Origin of the sequence: Sphingobium aromaticiconvertens, assembly GCF_037154075.1 — a bacterium.
GTDB lineage: Bacteria > Pseudomonadota > Alphaproteobacteria > Sphingomonadales > Sphingomonadaceae > Sphingobium > Sphingobium aromaticiconvertens.
The window spans coordinates 2,042,103-2,058,573 of record NZ_JBANRJ010000001.1; the positions used below are offsets into that span (position 1 = coordinate 2,042,103).

The window sequence follows — 16,471 nt, forward strand, 5'->3', positions numbered from 1 at the left end:
GGCCGCCCTGTTCGATAGATGAGGTCAGCAACGTAAGATTTAGGGAGTGAGGGTTGATAATTGTTTAAAGGGATTATCGAATCTGTCAGATATTGATGGTTAATGTGCCAGAATTTCTGTTGATACGTGATTCCACATGTCCGTCGTCTTGGTGGCGACACTTTGAAGCGCGGCGAGCATGGCGAGGACGATCATCGCAAGGATGAGGCCATATTCGACCGCCGTTGCGCCGCGTTCACAGCCTGGAAGCATCGATCGGCGGATCATTTTCAGCATCGCGCGCATGGATATCCCGTTGGTTGCAGTTCGCTGCTGCAACTGTACAAGCGCTGTCGTTAATAAAGCCCTTCGCCGGATCATCATGCCCCAGATACAGCCGCTCCTTGTGGTCGCCGCCGCGCTTGTCGATGCCGATGGCCGCATTCTTCTGCAACAACGCCCACCCGGCACGTCGATGGCCGGGTTGTGGGAATTTCCCGGCGGCAAGGTTGAAGTCGGTGAGGCGCCAGAGGCGGCGTTGATACGTGAATTGAACGAGGAATTGGGCATAGCAACCCACGCCAGTTGTCTGGCGCCCGCCGCTTTCGCCAGCGAGCCGCTTGGCGAGCGTCATCTGTTGCTGCTGCTCTATGTGTGTCGCAAATGGCAGGGTGTGCCGGAGGCACTACACGCCACTGCGCTCAAATGGGTGCGGCCTTCGCAAATGTATGCGCTGGATATGCCGCCCGCCGATCTGCCGCTGATCGGCCTGCTCGACGCCTTGTTATAAGGGGAACGGGGGCTGTACGGCGGGGCGGGCGCCAAACGCCCGCCCGCCCATCGTCATTCCTCGCCAGCAGGCTTGCTCTGAAGCTGAACATAATTCTGGATGCCCATGCGCTCGATCATTTCGAACTGGGTTTCCAGGGTGTCGATATGATCTTCCTCGCTCTCCAATATATATTTGAAGAGGTCGCGGGTCACATAATCGCGGATCGACTCGCAGTAGGCGATGCCATCCTTGAGCGCGGGAAGGGCCTCATATTCCAGTTCGAGATCGGACTTGAGTACCTCTTCCACATTCTCGCCGATCTTCAGGCGGCCGAGAAGCTGGAAATTGGGGAGTCCGTCGAGGAACAGGATGCGCTCCGCCACCTTATCGGCGTGTTTCATCTCGTCGATCGATTCGTCATATTCGAACTTGGCGAGCCGCTTTACGCCCCAATGGTCGAGCATCCGGTAATGGAGGAAATACTGGTTGATCGCGGTCAGCTCGTTCTTGAGCACCTCGTTCAAATAATCGATGACCTTCTGGTCGCCCTTCATGGCGTGTCGCTCCAACTTGTTTCGCGAGCGATAATAGACGCATGGGGCGGATTTGTTAATCCGAAAAACCGCAGAAATCTGCGCTTTTTTGTACCGCTACTGCGTGGTGATCGCAGGGCAGAAATGCAAATGCGGATCAGGCTGAGGCGAGTTCGGCAGCGATGATGGTGCGTGCGAAGGGGACGCACTGGCCGCATTTGGGACGACGGCCGAAATGGGCATAGGCGCTGCAAGGTGTGCTCGCACCCTCGCGGACAGCGTTCTTCAGATCCTTTTCGCGGATAGCATTACAGACGCAGACGACCATTGGCACTCCTCTCATCCCCGAGATAGCGTGAATGATAATGGGTCGCAATAGTAAAAATATCAGATGTTTCTGCGTATCTGTTGCAGCGAGCCACGCGCCAGCGATCGCCAGAGCCATTCCAGCGGTCCCATCGCGAATCGCTTAAGCCACCAGGGGGACCACAGCAGCATCGCAACCCACCCTCCAATAACGAACGCGGGCAGCGCGGCATGGCTGACCTGCCCGAACAGCCCGAGTCCCCAGCCATAGAAAAGCGCGGTCATCAGCAGGCTGGTGCCCAGATAGTTGGAGAGCGCCATTCGTCCGGCCGTTCCGATTCGCGCGAGAAGGGCACTGCTGCGATGACGCGCCGCGATCCAGAGGATCAGCGCCGCCCAGCCCACGGTCAGCGGAATGCGGAAAGGGAAAGACCAGGCGAAGACCGTGCCGAACGTGGCCAGCGGTGCAAAGCCTGAAAGAATGATCCACGCGCCCAATGCCAGCATCGGCGGTATCCCGATCAGGAAACAGTGACGCGCGGTGCGGCGATATTGGTCCGCGTCCCATCGCCCGGTCAGGAAGCCCCCCTTCAACATGGCCATGCCCATCAACATGAAGCCCAGAGTGTCGAAGCTGACAAAGGCGAAGGTGCGCAGCCATTCTGCAGGAAAGTCGGCGAGTTTATGTGTGAATATGGCGCCAAACCCTGACCGATGCAGCGCCACGTCCTGGACGATGGCAGGATCGGCGGGATTACTGAGCGCGGCGACGAAGGCATGATAGCTCGTCATGACCGATGTGGCGGCGCCCGGCTGGGCAGCGGCATGACTCCAGGCGGACAGGCTGGCAATCACACCAACGACGATCAGGAAATGGATGAGAAAGGCCAGAAACGCCCATTTGACCAGCGCCAGTGGCGATTGCCCGGTAAAGAGAAGTGCCGCCAGCCCGACGACCGCATAAATCATCAATATGTCGCCCCACCAGAGCAACAGATAATGAGCGAGGCCGAAAAGGAAAAGCCAGGCCGCGCGGATCAGTTGTGTTCGCCGCCCATCACGCCCCGCCATTTCCGCCTTGTCGATCAGCAGCAACATCGACGCGCCGAACAGCATCGAGAACAGGCCGCGCATCTTGCCATCGACAAGGACAAGGCCGGTGAGCCAGGCAATGCTGTCCGCCGCGCTCATCGGGCCAGCGGCGGTCGGGTTGAGATAGGCCTGGGTCGGCAGGGCGAAGGCCGTGATGTTCATCCACAAAATACCCATGACAGCGAAACCGCGTAAGATATCCAGGGTGGGAATGCGATTGGAGTCGGTGGTCACATATGTCCTTGCTTGGCATTGGCCTTGTTGGCGCTGGCAATCGCGCCAATGCTCTGTCATGCGACTAGCCATGAACGGAGGCCGCAAGCAACGAATAAGCGATGCGTTTGGCGCAGCTGCGGCGCGCTATGACGATCATGCGGCTCCGCAACGCAAGGCGGCGGCACTGGTCGCGGATCTGGCGGCGCGCCAGCATCCTGGTGGCGTTACGCGCATATTGGAAATTGGCTGCGGCACCGGGTTCCTAACGCGAGACATTCAGGTGCGCTGGCCGCAAGCGGACTTGATCGTCACCGACATCGCGCCGGAGATGGTCGGGCGTGTGGCGCAAGGGGGGATGATCGCAGGCACGTTCCTGACGATGGATGGCGAGCAGCCCCTATTTGATGGGCCGTGGTTCGACCTCATCGTTTCAAGTCTGGCGTTTCAATGGTTCGATGATCTGGGTAGCGCGGTGCAAAGGCTAGTGACGCTGTTGCGACCGGGAGGAAGCCTGTTCTTCTCGACCATGGGAGAAGAAAGCTTTAGTCGCTGGCGCGCGGCCCACGATCTATGCGTGCTGGTTGCGGGGGTGCCGAACTATCCGGGATTGGGCGAACTTCAGAGGATACTGAAGGCTTATCCCGATGCCTTCGCCTTTGATGAACATTATGGTGTGGCCTGTCCTACGGCACGGGATCTGATGGCGCACCTCAAGGGGATTGGCGCAGCCGTTCCGAATGAGGGGCGATCACCGCTGACGCCGGTCCAGATGCGGCGGGTGATGGCGGCCTATGATGCGGCGGGGGGTGAGGGTGACGTGTATCATATACTGTTCGGACGAGTGACGCGCGGTGTTTAGCGGCCTGCGCGCAGAGCATCCGGTGCGGCAAATGATGCACAATAGCGGGCGGCGATGATCGCGATGGGCTGGCCGACGAGGATACAGTGCGAGAAAAGCTGGTTCCCGATGCTCCAGACGATTTCGCCCATGGATTTGGTCGAATACATATCCGGCAGCCACAATTCGGGCCAGCGGACCGGGCGGACGATCCAGTACATCACGACCCATAGCAACAGGCCGTAAATCAGCCCGGTAAGAAGGGGCGAGCGGACGAGCATGGGAATGCGCTGCGCGGCCAGCATATAGGCTGCGGCCATGCAGGCCATAATGGCAAAATGAACGGCAAGACCGACGATGGCCCACAGCCAGGAGGGCAGTCCTTTTGCCGCATCGCCAAAGGGGCCGCTCGCCACGAATTGCAATACCGATGACACGCTCATCCCGGCAATGCCTGCGAACAGGAAAGCCGAAAATATGTCGAGCGTTCCGGCGACCAGTGTCGCCTTGAATATCGCGTGCCGCATGATCTCTCCTGAAGAGGAGAATATCATGCGGATCATTCTACGTCATGTGCCGCAGATGGGACGCTGCACGCGAAAAGGGGTTAGAGTTCCGCGTCCATCAGGGCCGGGAAAAAACCCTCATGGGCTGCACGCAGATCGGTCAGCGCTACAGAGGCGTCGCCGATCCTGAGCGCGTCGCCACCAGTCTTGCCGATATAGCGTATCGGAATCTTGCCCTCGTAGAAATTTTGGAAGCGCGAAAGATCGCTGATCGTGACCACATACCGGCCCTGATCCTCGCCGAACCAATGGCCGGTTGCGTTGGCTTGTGGAGCATCGAGCGTTGCCCCCATCTTGCCTGCGAGCGCCATTTCGGCGACCGTGACGAGCAGGCCGCCATCGCTGATGTCATGGACGGCGGACACAGCGCCCCAGTCAATCATCTCGCGGATCGCTTCGCCAAGGGTGCGCTCGGTCGCAAGGTCGACGGGCGGCGGTGCGCCTTCTTCGCGACCCAATATTTCGCGCAGCCAGATCGACTGGCCCAGATGCCCCGCGCCTTCGCCGATCACGGCGATCACGTCGCCTTCATTCTCGAAGGCGATACGCGCGCTCTTTTCGCATTCGGCAATGAGGCCGATGCCGCCGATCGCGGGGGTAGGCAGGATCGCACTGCCGCCGCCGGTCGCCTTGCTCTCATTGTAAAGCGAGACATTGCCCGACACGATCGGAAAGTCGAGTGCCCGGCAGGCGTCGCCCATGCCGTCGAGGCAGCCAGTGAACTGGGCCATGATCTCAGGGCGCTGGGGGTTGGCGAAATTCAGGCAGTTGGTGACGGCCAGCGGCGTCGCGCCGACGGCCGAGATGTTGCGATAGCATTCAGCGATGGCCTGCTTGCCGCCCTCATAGGGGTCCGCATAGCAATAGCGCGGCGTGCAATCGGTGCTAATGGCAATGCCCTTCTGCGATCCGTGGACGCGGACTACGGCCGCATCACCACCGGGGCGCTGAACGGTGTCGGCGCCGACCATATGATCATATTGCTCCCATATCCAGCGGCGGCTGGCGATGTCGGGACTGCCCATCAGCGTTACCAGATCAGCGGTGATGTCACTGCTTTCGGGCACATCGACGAGGGGCTTCACGCCCGACCACGCCTTATACTCTTCCTTGCTGGCGGCAGGCCGGTCGTAGAGGGGCGCATCGTCGGCCAGCGGCGCTAGCGGGATGTCGCACACGGTTTCGCCATGATGGACCAGAACCATGCGGCCAGTGTCGGTGACGGTACCGATGATGGCGAAATCCAGTTCCCATTTGTGGAAGATGGCCTCGGCAAAGGCTTCGCGACCGGGCTTCAATACCATGAGCATCCGCTCCTGGCTTTCCGACAACATCATCTCATAAGCGGTCATGCCCGTTTCGCGCTGGGGCACCATGTCCATGTCGAGCTGAATGCCGACGCCACCCTTGGACGCCATCTCGACGCTGGAGGAGGTGAGGCCCGCCGCGCCCATGTCCTGGATCGCGACGATGGCGTCCGACGCCATCAGTTCCAGACATGCCTCGATCAGCAGCTTTTCGGTGAAGGGGTCGCCGACCTGCACGGTCGGGCGCTTGGCGTCGGAATCTTCGCCGAAATCGGCCGAGGCCATGGTCGCGCCATGAATGCCGTCGCGCCCGGTCTTCGACCCGACATAGACGATCGGATTGCCGATGCCGCTGGCGGCGGAATAGAAGATCTTGTCGGTGTCGGCGACGCCTACGGTCATCGCGTTGACCAGAATGTTGCCGTCATAAGCGGGATGGAAATTGACCTCGCCGCCGACGGTGGGCACGCCGACGCAATTGCCATAACCGCCGATGCCGCGCACGACACCGGAAATCAGGTGGCGCATCTTGGGATGATCGGGGCGGCCAAAGCGCAGCGCGTTCATATTGGCGATCGGTCGCGCGCCCATAGTAAATACGTCGCGCAATATGCCGCCCACGCCCGTCGCCGCGCCCTGATAGGGTTCGATATAGCTGGGGTGGTTGTGGCTCTCCATCTTGAAGATTGCCGCCTGACCATCGCCGATATCAACGACGCCGGCATTTTCGCCGGGGCCGCAAATGACCTGCGGGCCTTCGGTCGGCAGCTTCTTGAGGTGGATGCGGCTCGACTTATAGCTGCAATGTTCCGACCACATGACTGAAAAAATGCCAAGTTCCGTCAGGTTCGGCTCGCGGCCGAGCGCCTTCAGGACGCGGTCATATTCTTCCGGGGACAGGCCGTGCTCGGCGACGATTTTCGGGGTGATCTGGGGGGCGCTGCTGGACATGCCCGCGCCTTTAGCCAGATGGGCGGTTCAGCACAACCGCGATGCGCGATGTCTCGATGGTGACAGCCAAAGAAAAAGGCTGGGCATCAATGATGCCCAGCCCGATGGAAAGAAAAGATCGAAGGATCAGACGTGACAGCTAAGGCTCTTGTTCGCGACCTTGGCATTCACCGTGTCGCCTGCGCCGGACAGTTCGTAACCGCCCTCTGCAGTGAACGGCTGACCTGCTTCGGGCGCCTTCAGCGTGGTGGCCGAGCCACCCTTTTCAGTGCGCAGGTGGACAGTCTTGTCGTCCGACATGAAGTCGGCGAACAGCAAGCTGTTGTCCTTGCAGCGATATTGCACGCTCTTCTTGACCGAAGGCGGCAGCTCGACCGGCGCAGCATTGGCCAGTTCACTAGCCATCGGGTCAGCAGGGCCGCCCACGACTTCGGGTTCATCATTGGAGCCACAGGCCGACAGGAGCGACAGCGATGCGGCGGCGATCAGGGGGAGATAATATTTCATAGCGGACCTTCTATGTGCATTCGCAACATCATGCGTCAACGGAAAACTGCCAGAATCCCGCCACTCTTGTTGCGCCGGCAAAATTAAAAAGGGTGAAAGGGCGCGGTGAACGGCGAGTCGTCTGTTTGTCGGAGGGTGTTCGTCGGGGCAGGCTTGACCGCGCCGCCCGGCAAGGCCAATGCAGGGACATGGCCGACCAACCCGCATCCGCGCAGCCCGATCCGTCGACACTGTCCTTTGAGGAGGCGCTGCGCGCGCTCGAGTCGATCGTTCGGCGGCTGGAGAGCGGGGACGTGCCGCTGGACGAATCGATCTCCCTTTACACACGCGGGGAAGCGCTGCGTAAGCAGTGTACCGAGCGGCTTCAGGATGCAGAGGCGCGAATCCAGAAATTGACGCTGGACGGCAGTGGCGCCGTGACCGGCGCCCAGTCTTTCGGCGCGGACTGAGTGGACGGCATGGATGAGGCAGGGGCAGCGGCGTCGCTGGTCGCCTCGCGTGCAGCCGTCGTGGCGGATGCCATCGACCATATATTCGATGATCTGTTGATCGTTCCTGATGATCCGCGTCGACGGCTTTACGAGGCGATGCGCCATGCAGCGATCGGCGGTGGCAAGCGGTTGCGGCCATTGTTGGTCGCCGCGACATGCGAACTTTTCAATGTTTCGGCCGAGTCGGCTGTGCGGGTTGGCCTCGCGGTCGAATGCATCCATGTTTATTCGCTGGTGCATGACGACCTGCCAGCGATGGACAATGACGATGTTCGCCGGGGCAAGTCCACGGTCCATAAGGCGTTTGACGAGGCGACGGCGATTCTGGCGGGTGATTGCCTGCACGACCTGGCCTTTGAGATATTGGTCGATGAAGCGACCCATGGCGACCCGTTCGTCCGCTGCGAGCTTGTGCGTGCGCTTGCGATAGCGAGCGGCCCGGCTGGCATGGCAGGCGGGCAGATGATGGACCTGGAGGCAGAGCGGGCGAGTTTCGACTTGCCCACCGTTACCCGGCTCCAGCAGCTCAAGACCGGCGCGCTCATCAGTTTTTGTGTCGAGGCGGGCGCGATTCTGGGGCGTGTAGCGCCAGAGGGGCGCCGGGGCCTGCATGGCTATGCGCGTGATATTGGCCTCGCCTTCCAGATTGCCGACGATTTGCTGGATGTGGAAGGTGACGCCGAACTGGCGGGCAAGACGCTGGGCAAGGATGCGGCGGCTGGCAAGGAAACCTTCGTGTCGCTGCTGGGTGTCGAGCGGGCGCGGGAGCAGGGCCGGTTGCTCGTTGAACAAGCAAAGGCGCATCTACATGGTTTCGGCGTGGAAGCCGACCTGTTGCGCGCTATCGCGGATTATATCGTCAAAAGGGATCGTTGAAACATGGCCAGAGAGAGGGTCGGCGTTTATCCGGGGACTTTCGACCCGATCACGCTGGGACATATGGATATCATCCGACGCGGCGCCAAGCTGGTCGACAAGCTGGTCATCGGTGTCACCACCAACATTTCCAAGTCGCCTATGTTCAGCGACGAAGAGCGGCTGGAGATGGTGCGGCGGGAATGCGCTGAGATCGACGCAGACATCGTCGTCACGGGCTTCAATTCGTTACTGATGGACTTTGCCGAACGACAGGGGGCGGGTGTCATCATTCGCGGGCTGCGCGCGGTCGCCGATTTCGAATATGAATATCAGATGGCGGGCATGAACCAGCAGATCAACGCCAAGGTGGAAACCGTGTTCCTGATGGCGGATGTGTCGCTGCAACCGATCGCCAGCCGACTGGTGAAGGAAATCGCGCTGTTTGGAGGGCCGATTCACAAGTTTGTCAGCCCGACCGTATGTGAAGAGGTGAAGCTGCGCGTCGAGCAGACGGGGCGCAAGGGCGACTGAACTCGACACAATGTGCCCGTGAAGGTGGTCCGCTCAGCCGTGGTTCAGTTGCCAATCGCGAAGAGCGCGCTATCAGGGCTTCGGATTATGTCCGCCGCGCGTGATTATATCTGCGTGGACGGGACTCGAAAGGTGATTGGATAATGAGTTTCTCTTCGGCGCTGAAAAGTCTGGCGATCGGTTGTGCGCTGCTGGCGATGACAGGCCCGGCCCATGCGCAGGGCGGTGGCAAGGCCGAGGAAGCCAAGAAGGCCGAGGCCGCGGTACGCGCCGAAGATGCTGCCAAGAAGCTGGGTGAAAATCCGGCGGCCAAGTTGCCGCCCGCCACTGTGCCGGTCGATCCAGCCAATGTCTGGGATCTGGACCTGTCGAGCGGTGGTCGCGTCCGTATCCAACTGCGTCCGGACATTGCGCCGAACCATGTCGAGCGGGTCAAGACGCTGACCCGCCAGGGCTTCTACAATGGACTGAAGTTCCACCGCGTCATTCCCGGCTTCATGGCGCAGGGCGGCGATCCCAAGGGGGACGGCACCGGCGGATCGACGATGCCGGACCTGAAGGCCGAGTTCAACCAGATGCCGCATCTGCGCGGTACGCTGTCGATGGCGCGCGCGCAGAGCGAGGACAGCGCCAACAGCCAGTTCTTCATCGTCCTGCTGCCCCGGATGCAGCTCGACAAGAAATATACGGTGTTGGGCCGCGTGATCGAAGGCATTCAATATGTCGACGCGATCGCGCAGGGCGAGCCGCCAGCCAATCCGACCGTGATCCTGCAGGCATCGATCGAAAGCGATGGCAAGCCGCCTGTGCTTGCGGCTCCTGCACCCGCAGCGCCGGTGCCGTCGATTGTGGAGCCGAAAAAGGTCGTGCCTGCCAAAAAACTGACGCCCGCGACGAAGAAATAAGCCGCTCCGGTAGGTGGCGAACAAGCGATGCGCGTAGATCTGTTCGATTTTGACCTGCCGCCCGAGCGGATCGCTCTGCGGCCAGCGTCGCCGCGTGATTCCGCGCGCATGATGCTGGTGGCGGGCGATCGTCCGTTTGAGGATTTGCGCGTCCACGACCTGCCGGGCCTGTTGCGCGCGGGCGATTGCCTGGTCTTCAATGACACGCGAGTCATTCCCGCTCAACTGGAAGGCATGCGCGGGGAGGCGCGGATTGGCGCGACGCTGCACAAGCGGCAGGGGTTACGCGAGTGGCAGGCCTTTCTTCGCAACGCCAAGCGGGTTCGCGCGGGTGATCGCATCGACTTTGGTGCGGGCGTGACGGCCATTGCGGGTGGGCGTGACGAGGATGGCGGCGTGACGCTGGATTTTGAAGGCGATGAACCGGTCGAGGTCCTGCTGGAACGGGCAGGGCGAATGCCTCTGCCACCCTATATCGCCAGCAAGCGGCCTACCGATGCGCGCGACCGGGCGGATTATCAAACCATGTTCGCGCGGGAGGATGGGGCGGTCGCTGCCCCAACCGCAGCGTTGCACTTCACGCCGGAATTGATGGCGTCCCTTAAAGGCGCGGGCATCGAGAATGAGACGCTGACCCTGCATGTGGGGGCTGGCACTTTTCTGCCGGTGAAGGCCGACGATACGACCGAACATCGGATGCATGCCGAATGGGGGCGGATCGACGCCGACACCGCGGACCGGCTGAACGCGGTCAGGGCGCGGGGCGGCCGGTTGATCGCGGTGGGGACGACCAGCCTTCGCCTGCTGGAAAGCGCAACGGGCGAGGATGGCCGGATCGCACCCTTTGCCGATGAGACGCGGATATTCATCACGCCGGGCTATCGTTTTCGCGCGGTCGATGGCCTGATGACCAATTTCCACCTGCCACGATCGACCCTGTTCATGCTGGTATCGGCGCTGATGGGGCGGGAGCGGATGCAGGAAGTCTATGCGCACGCGATTGCCGACGAATATCGCTTCTACAGCTATGGTGATTCGTCGCTGTTGCTGCCGGACGTTGGCTAGATCCGACGCGCAATCGCGCCTGCGGCCCAGCCCATGCCCACGGCCATCAGCATCACGAACAGGCCGTAGAGGAAGGACCAGTCCTGCGCGGCGACGGCCATGAACCGCTCAAACCCGGATTTGCGGATGGTGATGTCGCGCACAGCCGCCGCGACCACGCGGCCATTTTGCACCAGAAAGGTTTCGGCCGTATAATCGCCCACGATCACGCGGGCCGAAAGGGGCAGGCGCGCGCGGTAGAGGACGCCGTCGGTGATCTCCACCGTGCCGGGTCGCTCCACGAACAGGCCAGAGCGGCGGCGCAGGTCGACCAGTCCCTTTTGAAACCGATCCAGTTCTGCGCTTTCGTTGAGCGAGGACGGCGAAAGCTGCAACTTGTCGACCCCCATCTCGTAGATGGCGGCGGTGCGTTCATCGACGATTCTGCCAATCGGGCGGGAGGAGGCCATGGCGTAAAAGCTGGGCGCAGAGCGGAAACGGGCGCTGTCGGCATTGACCCAGATGCCCGCGACTTTCTGTTTTTCGCGCATGGTAATCGACTGGTCCGGCCCTTTCAGGACCACGACGATGTCGGCGGGCTTTTCCGGCTGGCGACCGCCGGGATAGACGATGGCGCCGAACAGCAGCAGGTCCGCGCCGGTAAAGCTGTACTGAATCTCGACCTCGCGCTGGGACACGTCGGGCACCAGGATCGGCTCGCTTGCCGCTGTGGTCAGAATCAGGGCGGAGGTGGCGATCAGGGCGCGTGGTCTGCGCATCACAGCACCTGCACGGTGTAGATTTCGTCCGGCCGCCAGCCCAGTCCAATCGCCATCCGAATCGCCACGACCAGCACGATGAAAGCCAGGAGTATCCGCAGATATTCAGGCCGGACCGACATGGAGATGCGCGTGCCGACCTGCGCTCCGATGACGCTGCCGATCAGCAGCAGCAGCGCGAGGACAAGATCGACCGCCTTGGTCGTCAGGGCATGCATCATCGTCGTCGCCATTGTGACGAACAGGATCTGGAACAGCGATGTGCCAACCACGGCCTGCGTCGCCATGCCCAGCAGATAGAGCATGGCGGGCACCATGATGAAGCCGCCGCCCACGCCCAGCAACATGGTGAGAATGCCAGTCGCCACGCCTAGCAGCAGCGGTGCGAGCGGGGAGATGTAAAGGCCGGAACGATAGAAGCGCCAGCGCATGGGCAATGCCGCGACCAGCGGATGGTGGCGCCGCTTGCGCGCCTGAATCTGGCGCCCTGTCTTGAGCGCGATCAGGGATTGAATCGATTCCTTGGCCATCAGCATCCCGATGGAGCCGAGCATCAGGACATAGAGGATGCCGATAACCGTATCGATCTGACCCAGCGCCTGAAGCATCCGGAAAATGCCAACGCCCATGCCGGCGCCCATGATGCCACCGGCAATCAACACGCCGCCCATGCGAAAATCGACCGTGCCGCGCGCCATGTGGGTGACGACGCCTGACACGCTGGCTCCTGTGACCTGGGACGCCGCCGACGCGGCAGCGACGGTTGGTGGAATGCCGTAGAAAATGAGGAGTGGTGTCGTCAGGAAACCGCCGCCCACGCCGAACATGCCCGAAAGCAGGCCCACAACGCCGCCCAGCGCAATGATGACCAGCGCGTTGACCGACAGATTGGCGATGGGAAGGTAGAGATCCATGACCAATCCGGGTTAGCCCTGATCCGGTGCGATAGGAAGGTGCTGGGCTGCTTCGCGCCTAAAAATCCGCAGCGAGGGTGATCGCCAGGCCCGACGCGGGGCTTGCGTGGCCCACAATGCGCTCCCGCCACTCCATCGACAGGCGCGCGGGAGTTGAGGGGAGGGGCAGTTGGAACTGGATTTCCGGGCCGATGTCCACGCGATGGACCGCAGGCTGGGCACCGCCCGAAAGGCTGGCGCCCAACAGGAGTGGCAGGCGTTCAACCGGTGCCATCAGCGAAATCTTGCCGTCCACAAATCGATCACCAGCGCGGAAACCGACGATGCCTGCCTGACCATAGGCTTGCGCCAGCAGGCCGGGCGCGACCGGGGTAGGACCAAAGCCGCCGACGGCCATCAACGCCATGGCGTCACGGGCGCCCTCGCCCAGCGCGATTCGGCGTTCCAGCGCCAGACTGACCGGCAGACGGCGCGTGGGTTGATAGGCGACGCCCAATGCGGCTTCGGGGGCAGTGGGATCGGCCAGCGCGGCTGTCACCCGCGCATAGGCAGCAAGGCGAGAGGGCGCATTGGGGTTTAGGTCCAGATCCAGCCTTGCACCGGCCTGCGACCCGCCGAGCTGACCTACGGATGCGGCGCTGCCGCCGTCAATCCGGTTGGGGCGCCACAGCGCCCAGAGACTCAGTTGCCAGCGATCGCGAACTGGGCTGGTCGATGGCGTCAGGGTGAAAGGGGCGGCGGTTGGTGCGGGGGGTGCGCTTGGACCATCCTGCGCCCTGTCATCGTCGGTTCGATGCAGATCGGCATGGGCGACAGGGGCGCGGGTGAGTAGCGGAAGATTGATGGATGAGGATGTCGTGCGCGCTGGGCGCACCATCGGAGGTAAGGAGGCATGCGGGGCAATAGAGCGCGGCGTCATCGCCCCTGCCAGCAATATCACCTGCGGTTGCCGGGGTGTTGCCATCACAGACTCTGCAACCGCAGGCGGAATGGGGACAAGGTGGAAGCCCACGCGCGCCATGATCCAGCAGAAAAGGAGTGCGCCAAAAAAGCGGAGGGGACGGCCTGATGCGGTGCGAGCGGTCATGCCTTCCTATCCATTTCCGGCAGTTCCATTTCCGGCCGTTCCATTTCCGGGAAGCGATGCTGGGTCTTGTCCCAGATCAGTGGGCTGCCCATCAGCGAACGAATATAGAGGAAGACGGCGCGCCTTGCCGCAAGGATGGCCACCAGATTGCCGATCATCGTGCGCGGTATCGCTGCCAATCCCTGCTGCCAGCCATAGGCGCGGCCAACGAACAGCGCTCGCATGGCGAAACGCCAGAGCATTAGCGCGACGTTGATTCGCAAGAGCCATATCAACATTGGCGACAATGGCACCCAGTCCATGGGATGGATCAGGCTGAAGAGGCCGAGCAGGCCCCAGAGTAGCAGCGTCAGGTAGGCCGCGAACAGGATCAGGGCCGCCAGCGCCGATCGGCGGTCGCGAAAGCGCATCCATAATTCCATGGGACCACCGCGCCAGCCCATCCGATCCCACCCCGACAGTGCGATGCCCACGATCCATCGCGCCTTTTGCCGCACGGCGGCGTCCAGACTGTCGGGAAAATGCTCGCGCGTGCAGACAAGTTGGCCGTGAGCATCGCGAATCCGCACGAAGATGCCGCGTCCGCCCTGGTCGGCGATTCGCAGGCCTGTCTCATAATCCTCCGTCAGCGAACTGTCATCGAAGGGGCCGGGGGCACCTTTGGTGACCAGCGCGGCAAGTGCATCGCGGGCAAAGGCGCAGCCCACGCCAGCGGACGGGATGGATGCCCCTACGGCCTCTCGCACGGCCAGATATTTGGTGTGAGCCTCTGCGAATTCATCCGCATAGTGGCCCGCGATCATGCGCGACCACAGGCTGCCCTTTGCCAGTAACGGAAGGACCGGCAACTGCACCAGCGCGAAGCGGTCGATGAGAAAGTCGAACAGGCGAATTTCGTCGGCATGGACGACGTCTTCGGCATCATGGAGGACCACGGCCTTGAACCGGGCGCCGGTCCGCTCTTCCTCGCGCTGCATGACCCGCCAGAGTCGATTGAGGCAGTCGGCCTTGGTCGTGGGGCCGGGGCGCTCGGTGATGCCGACGATGATGCGCGGTTCGCCTGCCGCAACCGATGTGACTTCGCGTAATGTGTCGGGGTCGTTGGGATAGACCCCCACAAACAGTCGATAGTCGGCCTGCCCCCAACGACGCAGAGCGTGACGCAGCATGGGGCCGATCACTTCGGCCTCTTTCCAGGCCGGGATGAAGATGGCGAGTGTTCCGGGGTGTAATGAGGGAGGCAGGTCCGCCGTCGTCATGCGGGGATAGCGGGTGTGGATCATCGTGCTGCGCCAGGCACGGCGACAGCCATAGGCGATATCGATCAGGAAATCGTCGACGCTGCCCAGCGCCAGGCCAACCGCCGCAAAGAGCATAAGCTCATGATGCGCCAGCGCCAGAAAGACGAGCAATATGTCCCTCAATCTACGTGATTCCCCCTATTTGCCATCAGCCCTATTGTTCGGGCGGATGCAAGTGGGGGAGGGGGTCTTCAATTGACCCTTAAGCCGCGCTTGCCTAGACTTGGGCCGCCACGCCGTGCCCGGTGACGGCTCATCCCGACCGGAGCAACGCCCCTTGAGCATCCTGCGACCACCGCCATCCGCGCTTCGCGATTTTCTGACCAGTGAAGCGGGCGGGGGCGTCCTGTTGATGGTAGCGGCGGCGCTGGCGATCCTGCTGGCGAATCTGCCGGGCGATCCGGCGCATCTCTATCATGCCTTTGTCCATGCAGAGATAGGACCGGTGCTGACGCCCAAGCTGGGGCCGATGACCGTCCACCTGTGGATCAATGACGGGCTGATGGCGGTGTTCTTCCTGCTCGTAGGTCTGGAGATCAAGCGGGAGTTTGTGGACGGGCAATTGTCGACCTGGGAGAAACGCCGTTTGCCGGTGATCGCGGCGGTGGCCGGAATGCTGGTGCCTGCGCTGGTTTTTCTGTTCGTGACGCGCGGAGATGCGGGATTGCGCGACGGTTGGGCCATTCCGGCCGCGACCGACATCGCTTTCGCCATCGGCGTGCTGGCGCTGCTCGGCACGCGAGCGCCGACGTCGCTCAAACTGTTCCTGACGACAGTGGCGATCGTCGATGACATGGGCGCGGTGGCGATCATCGCCTTCTTCTATACGAGCGGTATCGACAGCATGGCGTTGCTGTCGGCAGCGGTGATCCTGGGCGCTATGTTCGCGCTCAACCGGATGGGAGTGAAGTCGCTGCCCATCTATCTGATCGGTTTTGCGTTGCTATGGTATGCGATGCTGCTCTCTGGTGTTCACGCCACGATCGCGGGCGTGCTGGCGGCGATGACCGTGCCGATCCGCAAGACGCCGGGCGCGCCGGATGCAGTGGACAGCCCGCTCCATGTGCTGGAGCATGCCATCCATCCGTGGAGCGCCTATCTGATCGTGCCTCTGTTCGGGTTTGCCAATGCGGGCGTGAGCCTGAGCGGACTGAGCCTTGAGCAGATATTGGCGCCATTGCCGGTCGGCATCGCGCTAGGTCTGTTCCTTGGCAAACAGGCTGGGATTTTTGCCGCGATCTGGCTGTCGGTGAAGCTGGGCCTTGCTTCGCGACCGCAGGGGGCGAACTGGACGCAGGTTTATGGTGTGGCGCTGTTGTGCGGGGTTGGCTTTACGATGAGCCTGTTCATCGGTGCGCTTGCTTTTCCGGCATCGCCGATTCTGATCGAGGAGGCGAAGATCGGGACGCTGGCCGGATCGCTATTGTCCGCGCTGGTGGGCTTTGCGATTTTGCGGTTCGCACCGGGCAAGCGGCGGCCCAGGCTGTAGCTGCA

19 protein-coding genes are annotated in these 16,471 nt (G+C 61.9%); 8 read left to right on the forward strand and 11 right to left on the reverse strand.

Annotation, left to right across the window (positions count from 1 at the left end; translation table 11 throughout):
• Positions 1 to 99: 99 nt before the first annotated feature.
• The gene (locus WFR25_RS09745) at positions 100 to 285 is read right to left on the reverse strand and encodes a Flp family type IVb pilin (RefSeq protein WP_336970528.1); all 186 of its coding nucleotides are present in this window, start codon (positions 283 to 285) and stop codon (positions 100 to 102) included.
• A 76-nt stretch (positions 286 to 361) separates the two neighbouring features.
• Here WFR25_RS09745 and WFR25_RS09750 point away from each other — a divergent pair, with 76 nt between their 5' ends.
• Entirely contained in the window at positions 362 to 769 is a 408-nt protein-coding gene (locus tag WFR25_RS09750; protein WP_336970530.1) for a (deoxy)nucleoside triphosphate pyrophosphohydrolase, read from the forward strand.
• A gap of 53 nt (positions 770 to 822) precedes the next feature.
• Here WFR25_RS09750 and bfr read toward each other — a convergent pair whose 3' ends face one another.
• From bfr to WFR25_RS09765, 3 genes are all read right to left on the reverse strand, one after another.
• Positions 823 to 1,305, reverse strand: coding sequence for a bacterioferritin (gene bfr, locus WFR25_RS09755; RefSeq protein WP_336970532.1), 483 nt, complete (start codon positions 1,303 to 1,305; stop codon positions 823 to 825).
• Between the two features lie 136 nt (positions 1,306 to 1,441).
• Entirely contained in the window at positions 1,442 to 1,612 is a 171-nt protein-coding gene (locus WFR25_RS09760; RefSeq protein WP_336970534.1) for a (2Fe-2S)-binding protein, read from the reverse strand.
• Between the two features lie 59 nt (positions 1,613 to 1,671).
• Positions 1,672 to 2,916: a DUF418 domain-containing protein gene (locus tag WFR25_RS09765; RefSeq protein WP_336970536.1), complete on the reverse strand. Its 1,245-nt coding sequence runs from the start codon at positions 2,914 to 2,916 to the stop codon at positions 1,672 to 1,674.
• 70 nt (positions 2,917 to 2,986) lie between these two features.
• On the opposite strand from WFR25_RS09765, the gene WFR25_RS09770 reads away from it, so the two are divergent.
• Positions 2,987 to 3,757: a methyltransferase domain-containing protein gene (locus tag WFR25_RS09770; RefSeq protein WP_336970538.1), complete on the forward strand. Its 771-nt coding sequence runs from the start codon at positions 2,987 to 2,989 to the stop codon at positions 3,755 to 3,757.
• Here WFR25_RS09770 and WFR25_RS09775 read toward each other — a convergent pair.
• The 3 genes from WFR25_RS09775 to WFR25_RS09785 form a co-directional block, all read right to left on the reverse strand.
• Positions 3,754 to 4,263 carry a hypothetical protein gene (locus tag WFR25_RS09775; protein WP_336970540.1) on the reverse strand — a complete coding sequence of 170 codons (510 nt, stop codon included), beginning with the start codon at positions 4,261 to 4,263 and terminating at the stop codon, positions 3,754 to 3,756. The two genes, WFR25_RS09770 and WFR25_RS09775, sit on opposite strands and share 4 nt — an antisense overlap.
• 80 nt (positions 4,264 to 4,343) lie before the next feature.
• Entirely contained in the window at positions 4,344 to 6,560 is a 2,217-nt protein-coding gene (purL, locus tag WFR25_RS09780; RefSeq protein ID WP_336970541.1) for a phosphoribosylformylglycinamidine synthase subunit PurL, read from the reverse strand.
• A 126-nt stretch (positions 6,561 to 6,686) separates the two neighbouring features.
• The gene (locus WFR25_RS09785; protein WP_336970543.1) at positions 6,687 to 7,067 is read right to left on the reverse strand and encodes a hypothetical protein; all 381 of its coding nucleotides are present in this window, start codon (positions 7,065 to 7,067) and stop codon (positions 6,687 to 6,689) included.
• Between the two features lie 188 nt (positions 7,068 to 7,255).
• On the opposite strand from WFR25_RS09785, the gene WFR25_RS09790 reads away from it, so the two are divergent.
• The 5 genes from WFR25_RS09790 to queA all read left to right on the forward strand — a co-directional run bounded on the left by WFR25_RS09790 (position 7,256) and on the right by queA (position 10,917).
• Positions 7,256 to 7,516: an exodeoxyribonuclease VII small subunit gene (locus tag WFR25_RS09790; protein WP_336970544.1), complete on the forward strand. Its 261-nt coding sequence runs from the start codon at positions 7,256 to 7,258 to the stop codon at positions 7,514 to 7,516.
• Positions 7,517 to 7,525: 9 nt separating this feature from the next.
• On the forward strand, positions 7,526 to 8,434 hold the full coding sequence (locus WFR25_RS09795; RefSeq protein ID WP_336970545.1) for a polyprenyl synthetase family protein: 909 nt from the start codon (positions 7,526 to 7,528) through the stop codon (positions 8,432 to 8,434).
• Positions 8,435 to 8,437: 3 nt separating this feature from the next.
• The gene (coaD, locus tag WFR25_RS09800) at positions 8,438 to 8,947 is read left to right on the forward strand and encodes a pantetheine-phosphate adenylyltransferase (RefSeq protein WP_336970546.1); all 510 of its coding nucleotides are present in this window, start codon (positions 8,438 to 8,440) and stop codon (positions 8,945 to 8,947) included.
• 143 nt (positions 8,948 to 9,090) lie between these two features.
• Complete coding sequence (locus tag WFR25_RS09805) at positions 9,091 to 9,852, forward strand: peptidylprolyl isomerase (protein ID WP_336970548.1); 762 nt, start codon at positions 9,091 to 9,093, stop codon at positions 9,850 to 9,852.
• Positions 9,853 to 9,879: 27 nt separating this feature from the next.
• On the forward strand, positions 9,880 to 10,917 hold the full coding sequence (queA, locus tag WFR25_RS09810) for a tRNA preQ1(34) S-adenosylmethionine ribosyltransferase-isomerase QueA (RefSeq protein WP_336970549.1): 1,038 nt from the start codon (positions 9,880 to 9,882) through the stop codon (positions 10,915 to 10,917).
• On the opposite strand, the gene WFR25_RS09815 is transcribed toward queA, so the two are convergent.
• Genes WFR25_RS09815 through WFR25_RS09830 form a run of 4 tightly spaced genes read right to left on the reverse strand, consistent with a single transcriptional unit; the run spans position 10,914 to position 15,091 of the window.
• On the reverse strand, positions 10,914 to 11,675 hold the full coding sequence (locus tag WFR25_RS09815; protein WP_336970551.1) for a TIGR02186 family protein: 762 nt from the start codon (positions 11,673 to 11,675) through the stop codon (positions 10,914 to 10,916). The genes queA and WFR25_RS09815 overlap by 4 nt on opposite strands.
• Positions 11,675 to 12,589 carry a sulfite exporter TauE/SafE family protein gene (locus WFR25_RS09820; RefSeq protein ID WP_336970552.1) on the reverse strand — a complete coding sequence of 305 codons (915 nt, stop codon included), beginning with the start codon at positions 12,587 to 12,589 and terminating at the stop codon, positions 11,675 to 11,677. The genes WFR25_RS09815 and WFR25_RS09820 overlap by 1 nt, the downstream gene beginning before the upstream one ends.
• 58 nt (positions 12,590 to 12,647) lie before the next feature.
• A complete protein-coding gene (locus WFR25_RS09825) occupies positions 12,648 to 13,676 on the reverse strand; it encodes a hypothetical protein (RefSeq protein WP_336970554.1) in 1,029 nt (342 codons plus the stop codon).
• Positions 13,673 to 15,091, reverse strand: a complete 1,419-nt coding sequence (locus tag WFR25_RS09830; protein WP_336974826.1) for a glycosyl transferase family protein — start codon at positions 15,089 to 15,091, stop codon at positions 13,673 to 13,675. The genes WFR25_RS09825 and WFR25_RS09830 overlap by 4 nt, the downstream gene beginning before the upstream one ends.
• 169 nt (positions 15,092 to 15,260) lie before the next feature.
• Here WFR25_RS09830 and nhaA point away from each other — a divergent pair, with 169 nt between their 5' ends.
• Complete coding sequence (gene nhaA / locus WFR25_RS09835) at positions 15,261 to 16,466, forward strand: Na+/H+ antiporter NhaA (protein WP_336974828.1); 1,206 nt, start codon at positions 15,261 to 15,263, stop codon at positions 16,464 to 16,466.
• The last annotated feature ends 5 nt before the right edge of the window (positions 16,467 to 16,471 follow it).

Bases quoted from the DNA above. Each gene is read 5' to 3' on its own strand.
- WFR25_RS09815 (WP_336970551.1), bottom strand. From the start codon at position 11,675: ATGCGCAGACCACGCGCCCTGATCGCCACCTCCGCCCTGATTCTGACC.
- WFR25_RS09805 (WP_336970548.1), top strand. From the start codon at position 9,091: ATGAGTTTCTCTTCGGCGCTGAAAAGTCTGGCGATCGGTTGTGCGCTG.
- WFR25_RS09820 (WP_336970552.1), bottom strand. From the start codon at position 12,589: ATGGATCTCTACCTTCCCATCGCCAATCTGTCGGTCAACGCGCTGGTC.
- WFR25_RS09790 (WP_336970544.1), top strand. From the start codon at position 7,256: ATGGCCGACCAACCCGCATCCGCGCAGCCCGATCCGTCGACACTGTCC.
- WFR25_RS09795 (WP_336970545.1), top strand. From the start codon at position 7,526: ATGGATGAGGCAGGGGCAGCGGCGTCGCTGGTCGCCTCGCGTGCAGCC.
- WFR25_RS09775 (WP_336970540.1), bottom strand. From the start codon at position 4,263: ATGCGGCACGCGATATTCAAGGCGACACTGGTCGCCGGAACGCTCGAC.
- coaD (WP_336970546.1), top strand. From the start codon at position 8,438: ATGGCCAGAGAGAGGGTCGGCGTTTATCCGGGGACTTTCGACCCGATC.
- WFR25_RS09750 (WP_336970530.1), top strand. From the start codon at position 362: ATGCCCCAGATACAGCCGCTCCTTGTGGTCGCCGCCGCGCTTGTCGAT.
- bfr (WP_336970532.1), bottom strand. From the start codon at position 1,305: ATGAAGGGCGACCAGAAGGTCATCGATTATTTGAACGAGGTGCTCAAG.
- WFR25_RS09760 (WP_336970534.1), bottom strand. From the start codon at position 1,612: ATGGTCGTCTGCGTCTGTAATGCTATCCGCGAAAAGGATCTGAAGAAC.
- purL (WP_336970541.1), bottom strand. From the start codon at position 6,560: ATGTCCAGCAGCGCCCCCCAGATCACCCCGAAAATCGTCGCCGAGCAC.
- WFR25_RS09745 (WP_336970528.1), bottom strand. From the start codon at position 285: ATGCGCGCGATGCTGAAAATGATCCGCCGATCGATGCTTCCAGGCTGT.
- WFR25_RS09785 (WP_336970543.1), bottom strand. From the start codon at position 7,067: ATGAAATATTATCTCCCCCTGATCGCCGCCGCATCGCTGTCGCTCCTG.
- WFR25_RS09825 (WP_336970554.1), bottom strand. From the start codon at position 13,676: ATGACCGCTCGCACCGCATCAGGCCGTCCCCTCCGCTTTTTTGGCGCA.
- queA (WP_336970549.1), top strand. From the start codon at position 9,880: ATGCGCGTAGATCTGTTCGATTTTGACCTGCCGCCCGAGCGGATCGCT.
- WFR25_RS09770 (WP_336970538.1), top strand. From the start codon at position 2,987: ATGAACGGAGGCCGCAAGCAACGAATAAGCGATGCGTTTGGCGCAGCT.